Genomic DNA, 7,309 nt, shown 5'->3' with positions numbered 1-7,309 from the left:
TCCAAAACAAAAACATATTCGGTATCGATAAAATCGGACTTACACCAAGAACAAATCAGCTTTCAAGAAACTGACTATTACAAAGAAAAAGCAAAACATCGATATAAAATAGAAGCCAAAAATAGTGAGTTGAAAAATGTACATGGTTATGATAGAGCAATATCATATGGCATTACCAATATGCAAATGCAAGGTGCAATAGCAATTCTCGCAGTCAACTTAAAAAGAATACTCAAATTAATGTAGAAAAATGAAAGCTACTGCTGCATTACTCAAAATGACTCTAGCTAAACTCAAAATAGCCTTATTGAACCAACATTAAAAATCAAGATTAAAAAGGAAAACGCTTGCAACGGATTATATAATTCCTGTTACAAGCGTTTTTTTATTGTCTAAAAAACGATGATAATCAAAATTTGCGATGTTTTTCAGTGCCCTCCTAAAAAGGCAACCTTTTTTTATGTTTAATAACTACTAATCTAAAAGAACAAGCTTAAATTTCGACCATGAAAAACTATAAATCAGCGCTACGCTTAAAGCTAATAAACGAATTACACATTTCACAAAGGTTTCTTAAACTAAAAATAATAACTTAAGATTTGTTATTTTAGCATCAAATAATATTTACTATGCCAACGGACTGTATAACCTATCAAAATTCAGGATATTTCTCTTCCTTGATGAATGATTACTTAGATCAAAAAAATAATTTACACACCTTATATAATCGATTTCCAACCCTGGAAAACTTCGAAGCGCAAATACTTGAAAAGCAGGATAACTTTAATCACGATTCTCGTAAAACATTAGTATCAGTATTAGAAGAGCAATATAAAAAGATTGAACTATCAGCGTTAACAAAACAAAACATTGAAAACTTAAGGAGTAAAAATACTTATACTGTTACGACAGGACATCAACTAAATTTATTTAGTGGTCCACTCTATTTTTTATACAAGATTATTTCGACGATAAATTTAACAAATCAGTTAAAATCAAAATATCCTTCTAATAACTTCGTCCCTATTTATTGGATGGCAACTGAAGACCATGATTTTGAAGAAATTAATTACTTTAATTTCAAAGGAAAAAAGTTTAGATGGAACAAAGAAAGTACCGGACCTGTTGGTCGCTTATCAACTGCAGGATTAGATGAATTTTTTAAAGTATATGAACTAGAATTAGGCTCTAGTACAAATGCCCAAGAAATAAAAAAAATGTTTAAAGATGCATATTTAAATCATAATAATTTAGCAGACGCAACTAGACATTTAGCCAATTCATTATTTGGAAGCTACGGCCTAGTAATTATCGATGCAGATAATGCTGATTTAAAACATTCTTTTATTCCATATGCAAAGGAGGAGCTATTAAAACAATCTTCCCATAAATTAGTATTGGAAACCGCTGAAAAGCTAAAAGAATATTTTGTTCAGGTTAATCCAAGAGAAATCAACTTGTTTTTTATCGAAGATAAAATGCGTGAACGTATTCTATTTGAAGAAGGAAAATATAAAATAAATAATACTAAAACTGAATTTACAGAAAATGAAATTTTAGAATTATTAGAAAGCCATCCTGAAAGATTTAGTCCAAATGTAATCATGCGACCACTTTATCAAGAAGTAATTTTACCTAATTTATGCTACATTGGTGGAGGTGGGGAAATTGCTTATTGGCTGGAATTAAAATCATTTTTCGATGCAGCTAAAGTAACTTTCCCAATGCTATTAGTTAGAAACTCTGTACTACTTGCAACAGAGAAGCAAGTTAGAAAGGCAGATAAACTTGAATTGTCTTGGCATGACTTATTTTCTAAACAAGAGGATTTAATTAATAAAAAAACGAAACAACTCACTGAGTTTTCAATCAATTTAGAAAATTTAAAAATCCAATTGAAAGATCAATTTAAAGATCTATATACAGTAGCTACTAAAACTGACGAGTCATTCATGGGCGCTGTTAAAGCTCAGGAAGCAAAACAAATCAAAGGATTAGAGAATCTAGAAAAGCGTTTATTACGAGCCCAGAAGAAAAAACTTAGTGATATTTTAGATAGAATAACAAATTTGCAGAATGATCTATTTCCAAATCAAAGCTTACAAGAACGTCAAGCAAATTTTTCTGAATTCTATTTAGAAAATGGAGAAAGTTTAATTCCAATGATTATCAAACAATTGAAACCGTTAGAAAATCAATTTGAAGTAATTACATTTTAAATATAATTGATTCACTTCAAGAAAAACTTGTAAAATATTAAACAAAAAAGTTTACTTTTGCACAAAATATAAAAAACAAAAAATAAAATGGCTACTAATAGAACTTTTACAATGATCAAGCCTGATGCTGTTGCAAACGGACACATCGGAAACATACTTGCAATGATTACTAATGCAGGTTTCAAAATCGTTTCTTTGAAATTAACTCAATTAACTATTGCTGATGCACAAGCTTTTTACGAAGTTCACGCTGCAAGACCTTTCTACGGCGAGTTAGTTGAATTTATGTCAAGAGGACCGATCGTTGCTGCTATTTTAGAAAAAGATAACGCAGTTGAAGACTTTAGAACTTTGATTGGTGCCACAAACCCTGCTGATGCTGCTGAAGGAACTATCCGTAAAGCTTATGCAACTTCTATTGGAGAAAATGCAGTTCACGGTTCTGATAGCGATGAAAATGCAGCTATTGAAGGTGCATTCCATTTTGCTGGAAGAGAGCAATTCTAAATTTTAGATTGTTGATTAACAATTTTTGAATTGAGATTTGAAAATCATTATATAAAAAATTCCCGTTTCCAAAAGAAACGGGAATTTTTTATATCTACCAAAATCTGAAATCAAAAATCTGCGTTCTAAAATCAAAAATCTTTATCTCAGCACTACATCTTTCACAACATCTCTTCTTAACTCCTCATTTATCATGGCTACAATCTTAGATTTTCCATGACTCAGTTCCTCTCTTAAAACTGACGAAGTTAATTCCACATACAAAGTGCTTCCTTTTAAAACAACATTATTAGTATAACTATTAACTCCGTTACCCATTAAATTTCTCCAAGCATCTTTAACATCAATTTGATCCATTCCTGGCTGCAACTTATTCACTTGGATAATTTGTTTTAAAACATCTCCTATCGTACTTTGATTATTTAGTCGTTTTGCCATCCCCTAGTAAATTTATTGAAGTTGCTTTTTTATAATGATATTCTGTTTTTTCTATATTTACCAACACTAATTCCTCTGCAGATAAAGTAATTACTTCCTCAGTCCATTTTGCGTAATCCGTTTGATAATCTAAAAAAACTTTATCATCAGCAAAACGTACTACAACATTTTCAAAAGTATCATTTACTAAAAAAGTACCGTCTAATTGAGGCATCACTTTTTTACGAATCCCTTTATTATCCTTAATTTCAAAGAAATCATAACTTTCATTGATCTTATAATCTTTATCGTCTCCTTTATCAAATGTAACTTTTTCAATTTCCCAATAACCATTTATTTTAGCGATATCGGTAGGGTTTATCTTTTGCTTACAGCAAATAAATAACACCGAAATAAATAAAATTGCAAATGTCTTTTTCATAAAATTAATGTTTTTTAATAGTAAGTTCTGTTTTTAAAATTCTAATTATTTGTCTTAAATTGTATACTCTTTCATTACTACATGGGATTAAGATTCAAATAAGAGAAAGTCTGATGGCAAGAAAGTAAAGTTATATTCTCACACTAACGACAAAGTTAAACTTAATAACTGTAAACAAAAAAACACATTTGAAATTTGTTCAAATGTGTTTTTCTTTCTTTATAAATTTATACTTATTATTGTTTCCGAGATCTTTTAAATAAACCAAAAACAAAAAGTAATACTCCAATAACCATCAATAAATAATACAGATTAACATTCGTATCCTTATTTGAACTTGCTAACACAAAACAAATTACACTCCCAAAATAAAGGTACATCGTGGGTATATTTTTAAAAGAATCAAAATTCATAAATAAACCTATTTAAAGAATGAATCTACAAACTCATACTTATTAAAAACCTGCAAGTCTTCAATCCCCTCACCTACACCTATGTACCTTACTGGGATTTGAAATTGATCAGAGATACCGATAACGACACCACCTTTTGCAGTTCCATCCAATTTTGTAACTGCCAAACAAGTCACTTCAGTAGCTGCTGTAAATTGTTTCGCTTGTTCGAATGCGTTTTGGCCCGTTGAGCCATCTAAAACTAATAATACATCGTGAGGTGCATCACCAACTACTTTTTGCATTACACGCTTTACCTTCGTTAATTCATTCATTAAATTAACTTTGTTATGTAAACGTCCTGCAGTATCAATTATAACAATATCAGCATCTTGAGCTACGGCAGATTGCAACGTATCAAAAGCCACAGAAGCTGGGTCACTTCCCATATTCTGTCTTACTATTGGAACTCCTACTCTATCCGCCCAGATCTGCAATTGATCAATAGCTGCTGCTCTAAAAGTATCTGCTGCGCCAAGAACTACATTATAACCTGATTTTTTAAATTGATAAGCTAATTTTCCTATTGTAGTAGTTTTACCAACTCCATTTACACCCACAACCATTAAAACGTAAGGTTTAGTTTGTGTAGGAATTAAAAATTCAGTTGCTTCACCAGAGTTTGTTTCAGATAATAAGCTCGCTATTTCTTCTCTAAGGATTTGATTAAGTTCATCTATCCCTAAATATTTATCTTCAGCTACCCGACTTTCAATTCGAGTAATAATTTTTAAGGTTGTATTTACACCCACATCCGAAGCGACAAGGATTTCCTCTAGATTATCTAAAACATCATCATCAACTTTAGATTTACCAGCAATAGCCTTTGACAACTTTGAAAAGAAAGTTGTTTTAGATTTTTCTAAACCTTTGTCTAAAGTTTGCTTCGCTTCATCGGTAAAGCTCTGCTCCTTTTTTTCTGAAGAAAATATTCTTTTAAAAAAACTCATTGTGTAAATAGTATTAAGTATTTGATTCCAAAGAATAAATACGTTTTCTAAGTGTAAATATAGAAAATAAAAAAGCTACTTCCGAATGAAAGTAGCTTTTCTATATAGTGCTAATTGAATATTATTTCTTTTTCAAGAATTCATCAACTGATTCTGGAGACATAATAGATTCTACGAATGTATATGCACCTGTTTTAGGAGATTTCACCATTTTAATGGCTTTTGATAATCTCTTTGAAGCTGTTTGTAACGATGCTACGGTTTTCTTTGCCATGATTCAAATGTGTATTTAAAATTTTTATAAACTCTAAAAATGCTACCACTTTTAGACTTCGTTCAAATTTCTAATTATTATTTAATTTCTTTGTGAACTGTTACACGCTTCAATACTGGATTAAATTTCTTAATCTCCAATCTATCTGGTGTGTTTTTTTTGTTCTTAGTAGTGATGTATCTTGAAGTACCTGCAACACCCGAAGTCTTGTGCTCAGTACATTCTAAAATTACCTGGATTCTATTACCTTTCTTTGCCATCTTGCTCTTTTTTTTCTGTGGAAGTGATTATTTAATAAATCCTTCTGACTGCGCTTTTTTCAAAACTGCAGAAATTCCATTTTTATTAATTGTTTTTATCGTAGATGCTGCTACTCTAAGAGTAATCCATCTATCTTCTTCTGGAAGATAAAAACGTTTTTTAAGTAAGTTTACAGAAAACTTTCTTTTAGTTTTGTTCATTGCGTGAGAAACATTATTTCCCACCATAGCTCTTTTACCTGTAAGGTCACAAACTCTTGACATTATACTTATCTTTTATCGTTATTCAAAATCAGGGTGCAAAGAAAAGAAAAATAAACCTATTAACCAACAATATTATTGCACATTTTTTAAAATTTCTTTTTTCAACAGCTCTAAACTTTTGATTACAGCCCTATCTATCACTTTTTCACGTGGTTGGCCAAAATTAAATTCTTCGACAATAATATCCGTTGGCGTCGCCAGTGCGATGAAAACTGTCCCAAGTTCTGCATCAGAATCGCCTTTTAACGGTCCTGCATTTCCAGTTGTCGCAATCGCATAATCGCTATTCATCATCTTCTTAATACTCAAAGCCATTGCAGAAACAACTTCACTACTTACCACAGAAAATTCGTCAATTAAATCTTTAGAAATACCTAAAACATTAATTTTAGCCTCTGTCGCGTACGAAACTACTCCACCTTTAAAATATCGAGAAGATCCTGAAACAGCCGTTAAAACCTCCGCTATTTTTCCTCCTGTACAACTTTCTGCAGTTGCTAAGGATTTATTTTGCTTTGCTAAAATTTTACCAACAACTACTTCAATCGTATCATCCTCATCAAATCCAACGATGATATCATGAATAATAGCGTCAAGCGATTTAATTTTTTCTTCAAGAGTCGCATCAAGCAGCTCTTTATCTGTTCCGCGCGCTGATAGACGCAAACGAACTCGCCCTAAAGCAGGTAGATATGCTAACTTTATATAATCTGGGAGATTGTTTTCCCAATCCTCGATTCGCTCAGCAACCATGCTTTCTCCTTGACCATATGTTAAAATTGTTCTATGAATAATGTACGGTCTTTTATACTCCTGAACTACCTTTGGAACAATTTCATTTTCAACCAAATATTTCATTTCGAAAGGCACACCGGGAAGCGAAATAAATACTGTGTTTTCTTTTTTCATCCACATTCCTGGCGCAGTTCCCACTTTATTGTGAAGCACTGTACATTTTGATGGAACGAGCGCCTGATCTTTGTTCATTTGAGTGATTTTACGCTTGTAAAATCCTTCAATTATTTCAGTGACGTGTGCTAAGACTTTCTGATTTACAATTAGTTCATCTTCGAAGTAATCACAAAATGTTTTTTTAGTTACATCATCTTTTGTTGGCCCTAAACCTCCCGTAATAATAACTAAATCTACTTCATTTTGAAGCCTTGCAAAAGTATCTAAAATATGGTTTTTGTCATCGCTAATAGATATCATTTCATTTATTTCAACGCCTATTTTATCCAGCGACTTTGCTATAAAACCAGAATTGGTATCAACAATTTGGCCTATTAAAATTTCGTCTCCAATGGTAACTATAGTTGCTTTCATTTTTTTTAATTCTAAGTTTTTTTTCGAAACTAATTTAATCAAAAAGAGAAATGCACTTCATAGCACATTTCTCTTTTTGCGTGAGCGATGATCCCGAAACTTCGGGAGAAAACCCCAAGCTTTTGGGTGTGGATTGCAATGAATAGAACGACCGATTGCAATGTCTCGATCGCTCGAGAGTTAAAAAATGGTCACGCC

The 7,309-nt window shown here is 31.6% G+C and carries 10 protein-coding genes; 3 read left to right on the top strand and 7 right to left on the bottom strand.

Features of this window, described 5'->3' with window-relative positions; all coding sequences use genetic code 11:
• The 3 genes from RCH19_RS08105 to RCH19_RS08095 form a co-directional block, all read left to right on the top strand.
• Positions 1 to 246, top strand: a 246-nt coding sequence (locus RCH19_RS08105; RefSeq protein WP_343022796.1) for a transposase, incomplete at its 5' end; no start/stop codon positions are given.
• 383 nt (positions 247 to 629) lie between these two features.
• A complete protein-coding gene (gene bshC, locus RCH19_RS08100) occupies positions 630 to 2,219 on the top strand; it encodes a bacillithiol biosynthesis cysteine-adding enzyme BshC (protein ID WP_343022795.1) in 1,590 nt (529 codons plus the stop codon).
• Between the two features lie 87 nt (positions 2,220 to 2,306).
• Positions 2,307 to 2,726, top strand: a complete 420-nt coding sequence (locus RCH19_RS08095) for a nucleoside-diphosphate kinase (protein ID WP_121924310.1) — start codon at positions 2,307 to 2,309, stop codon at positions 2,724 to 2,726.
• Positions 2,727 to 2,867: 141 nt separating this feature from the next.
• Here RCH19_RS08095 and RCH19_RS08090 read toward each other — a convergent pair whose 3' ends face one another.
• The 7 genes from RCH19_RS08090 to RCH19_RS08060 form a co-directional block, all read right to left on the bottom strand.
• On the bottom strand, positions 2,868 to 3,164 hold the full coding sequence (locus RCH19_RS08090; RefSeq protein ID WP_072987101.1) for a DUF721 domain-containing protein: 297 nt from the start codon (positions 3,162 to 3,164) through the stop codon (positions 2,868 to 2,870).
• A complete protein-coding gene (locus RCH19_RS08085; protein ID WP_343022794.1) occupies positions 3,145 to 3,585 on the bottom strand; it encodes a lipocalin family protein in 441 nt (146 codons plus the stop codon). Before RCH19_RS08085 ends, RCH19_RS08090 begins: the two co-directional genes overlap by 20 nt.
• 421 nt (positions 3,586 to 4,006) lie before the next feature.
• Positions 4,007 to 4,987, bottom strand: coding sequence for a signal recognition particle-docking protein FtsY (gene ftsY, locus RCH19_RS08080; RefSeq protein ID WP_121924308.1), 981 nt, complete (start codon positions 4,985 to 4,987; stop codon positions 4,007 to 4,009).
• Between the two features lie 121 nt (positions 4,988 to 5,108).
• Positions 5,109 to 5,261: a DUF4295 domain-containing protein gene (locus tag RCH19_RS08075; RefSeq protein ID WP_121924307.1), complete on the bottom strand. Its 153-nt coding sequence runs from the start codon at positions 5,259 to 5,261 to the stop codon at positions 5,109 to 5,111.
• 77 nt (positions 5,262 to 5,338) lie between these two features.
• Positions 5,339 to 5,521: a 50S ribosomal protein L33 gene (gene rpmG / locus RCH19_RS08070; RefSeq protein ID WP_016988713.1), complete on the bottom strand. Its 183-nt coding sequence runs from the start codon at positions 5,519 to 5,521 to the stop codon at positions 5,339 to 5,341.
• 27 nt (positions 5,522 to 5,548) lie between these two features.
• Positions 5,549 to 5,785: a 50S ribosomal protein L28 gene (gene rpmB, locus RCH19_RS08065; protein ID WP_121924306.1), complete on the bottom strand. Its 237-nt coding sequence runs from the start codon at positions 5,783 to 5,785 to the stop codon at positions 5,549 to 5,551.
• A gap of 72 nt (positions 5,786 to 5,857) precedes the next feature.
• Positions 5,858 to 7,111, bottom strand: coding sequence for a CinA family nicotinamide mononucleotide deamidase-related protein (locus RCH19_RS08060; protein WP_343022793.1), 1,254 nt, complete (start codon positions 7,109 to 7,111; stop codon positions 5,858 to 5,860).
• Between the last annotated feature and the right edge of the window lie 198 nt (positions 7,112 to 7,309).

The sequence above is a fragment of the Flavobacterium sp. PL12 genome (genome assembly GCF_039123485.1).
In the GTDB taxonomy this organism is placed as follows: domain Bacteria; phylum Bacteroidota; class Bacteroidia; order Flavobacteriales; family Flavobacteriaceae; genus Flavobacterium; species Flavobacterium weaverense.
This window is presented reverse-complemented; position numbering and strand designations above follow the sequence as displayed.